2 protein-coding genes are annotated in these 3,344 nt (G+C 63.8%); one reads left to right on the top strand and one right to left on the bottom strand.

Going from position 1 to position 3,344, the window contains the following annotated elements:
* Positions 1-35: 35 nt before the first annotated feature.
* On the bottom strand, positions 36-1,040 hold the full coding sequence (gene moaA, locus ACESLR_RS11845; RefSeq protein WP_373067661.1) for a GTP 3',8-cyclase MoaA: 1,005 nt from the start codon (positions 1,038-1,040) through the stop codon (positions 36-38).
* Positions 1,041-1,267: 227 nt separating this feature from the next.
* On the opposite strand from moaA, the gene ACESLR_RS11840 reads away from it, so the two are divergent.
* The coding region (locus ACESLR_RS11840) for a molybdopterin-dependent oxidoreductase (RefSeq protein ID WP_373067653.1) at positions 1,268-3,344 on the top strand (2,077 nt) is incomplete at its 3' end.

The raw sequence follows: 3,344 nt of genomic DNA, 5'->3' as shown, positions 1-3,344 counted from the left end.
CGCCATGACGGGCCCGGTGGGCAGCGCGGGAGTCGTTATCCCCCGGTCATGGACATGAACCGCATCACCTTCTCCGGACGCTCGGAGAATTCGTGGCGTTCCGGCTTCAGGTTGATGGCCTGGACCACCAGATCCTCCAGCTCGGAATCGGTGCAGCCCTCGCGCAGGAAGGGGCGCAGGTTCAGGCTGTGGTCGTTGCCCAGACAGGTGTAGATCGTGCCGTCCACCGACAGGCGCACACGGTTGCAGGTGTCGCAGAAGTGCTGCGAGATCGGGGTGATGAAGCCGATGCGCACGTCGGTATCCGGGATCTGCATGTAGCGCGCCGGGCCGCCGCCGGGCATCACGCCGGGCACCAGGTTGTAGCGCGGTTCCAGACGTGCGCGCACGTCCTGCAGATTCACGTAGTGCCCCTCTTTCGCCTCGCGTCCGGTGTCGCCCATCGGCATGGTCTCAATGAAACGCAGGGTGAAGCCGTGCTCGATGCAGAAGTCGACCATGTCCTCGACCTCCGGCTCGTTGATGCCGTCCATCACGACCATGTTGATCTTGATCGGGTCGAGCCCGGCGGCCTTGGAGGCCATTAGCCCGTCCAGGACCTTTTCCAGCTTGCCGCCGGTGATCTCCTTGAAGACCTCGGGCTTGAGCGAGTCAAGGCTGACATTGATGCGGCCGACGCCGGCATCCTTCAGTTCCTGCGCGTGGCGCGCCATACGTGTGGCGTTGGTGGACAGCGAGATGTCGTCGATGCCCGGCAGGGCATTCAGGCGCGCGGCCAGGGCCGGCAGGTTCTTGCGCACCAGCGGTTCGCCGCCGGTCAGGCGCACGCGACGGGTGCCGAGACGACCGAACGCGCCCATCACCCGCTCGATCTCCTCGAAGCTGAGCCAGTGATCGGGCTCCTCGAAGTCGCGGAACCCCTTGGGCATGCAGTAGAAGCAGCGCAGATCGCAGCGGTCCGTGACCGAGAGGCGGACATACTCGATGCGGCGTCCGAAGGCGTCGACCAGGGCGTTCTCGTCCCTGAGGGGTTGGTCCATGGGGTGATCCTTACGGCCAGTGGGGGCGATATGTTCCACGATACACATCGTAGACCACTTGCCCGGGAACGCAACAAGAATGCCCCAGATTCGCTACGGCAATAAACAAAATCTCTCGCAGATAACTTCGTCTTATTTCTAGATAAGAACTTTTCGTTGGCCAGAAGCCCCGTTTATGGCCAACATAGCTCCTGAATAAGCAAACCGTAATCTATGGGGTCGTCTGAATGAGCGCGTTGCCCGAGTTCGAGAACCACAGCGAGCAGGAAATCAAGTACACCACCTGCTACATGTGTGCCTGCCGCTGCGGCATCAAGGTTACCGTCCAGAACAACAAGGTCCGCTATATCCAGGGCAATCGGCACCACCCGATCAACAAGGGCGTGCTCTGTGCCAAGGGTAACGCCGGGATCATGAAGCAGCAGTCCCCCGCGCGTCTGCATCAGCCGATGCGCCGCAAGCCGGGTACCGAGCGTGGCGCGGGCGAGTTCGAGCCGATCTCCTGGGACGAGGCCCTGGATATCCTGTCCACGCGCCTGCAGAAGATCCGCGAGACCGACCCGCGCAAGCTGGCGTTCTTCACCGGCCGTGACCAGATGCAGGCCCTGACCGGACTGTGGGCGACCCAGTTCGGTACCTACAACTGGGCGGCCCATGGCGGCTTCTGCTCCGTGAACATGGCGACGGGCGGCCTGTACACCACCGGCTTCGCCTTCTGGGAATTCGGCGACCCCGACTGGGACCGCACCAAGTACCACATGCTCTGGGGCGTGGCGGAAGACCATGCCTCCAACCCGATCAAGATCGGCCTGGAAAAGCTCAAGCGCAGCGGTGGCAAGTTCGTGGCCATCAACCCGGTGCGTACCGGCTACCAGGCGATCGCCGACGAGTGGGTGGGCATCAAGCCCGGCACGGACGGCCTCTTCGCGCTGTCGATGCTGCACGTGCTGCTGAAGAATGACCAGTTCGACTGGGACTTCCTGGTGCGCTACACCAACGCCACCCAGCTCGTGGTGCAGACCCCGGGCCAGAAGGGCGACGGCCTGATCCTGCGTGACGAGGCCGGCAATCCGCTGGTCTGGGAGCTGGAGCAGGAAGCCTTCGTCGACGGCACCCAGGTGGACATCAAGCCGGCCCTGTTCGGCGAGTACACCGCCCCGGATGGCCGCCCGGTCAAGACCGTGATGACCCTGCTGGCGGAGCGCTACCTGTCGGACGAGTACTCCCCGGAGAACACCGCCGCCGTGACCGGCGTGCCGGCCGACCAGACCGAGCGGCTGGCGCTGGAGATGGCCCATGTCGCGTTCAAGGAGACCATCGAGCTCGACATCGAATGGACCGACTCCTGGGGGCGCAAGCACGACAAGGTGTTCGGCCGTCCGGTGTCCATGCACGCGATGCGCGGAATCTCCGCGCACTCCAATGGCTTCCAGACCTGCCGCGCGATCCACCTGTTGCAGATCATGCTGGGTTCGGTGGACTGCCCCGGCGGTCATCTGGCCAAGCCGCCTTATCCGAAGCACGTCCCGCCGGGCAACAAGCCGGCCAAGGAATGCGCGCCGAACACCCCGCTGAAGAGCCCGCCGCTCGGTTTCCCGACCGCGCCGGAGGACCTGGTGATCGATGACGACGGCAACCCGCTGCGCATCGACAAGGCCTTCTCCTGGGATGCGCCGATCTCCAACCACGGCCTGATGCACATGGTGGTGACCAACGCGGTCAACGGCGACCCCTACCCGATCGACACGCTGATCTTCTTCATGGCGAACATGTCCTGGAACTCCTCGATGAACACCGCCGAGGTCATGGACATGCTGCGGGCCAAGGACGAGAGCGGCGAATACAAGATCCCGTTCCTGGTGGTCTCGGACGCCTTCCACTCGGAGACGGTCAACTTCGCCGACCTGGTGCTCCCGGACACGACCTATCTGGAGCGCTACGACACCATCTCCATGCTGGACCGCCCGATCTCCGAACCGGCCGCGGCGGCGGACTCCATCCGTCACCCGATCCTCGAGGTCGATCGCAACGTGCGCCCGTGGCAGGAGGTGATGGTCGAGCTGGCCGGGCGTCTGAAGTTCCCGGCCTTCACCAAGGACGACGGTAGCCGCAAGTTCTCGGACTACAAGGACTTCATCGTCAATTACGAGAAGGAGCCGGGTATCGGCTTCCTGTCCGGCTACCGCGGCAAGGACGGCAAGAGCCATCTGCGCGGCGAGCCGAACCCGAAGCAGTGGGAGGCGTACATCGAGAACCAGGGGTTCTTCGTGCATCACCTGGCGCCGAGCCAGCAGTTCTATCGCT

The organism is Thioalkalivibrio sp. (genome assembly GCF_041685615.1).
In the GTDB taxonomy this organism is placed as follows: domain Bacteria; phylum Pseudomonadota; class Gammaproteobacteria; order Ectothiorhodospirales; family Ectothiorhodospiraceae; genus Thioalkalivibrio.
The sequence above is the reverse complement of the archived record's forward strand: the minus strand, read 5'-3'. Positions and strand labels throughout refer to the sequence as shown.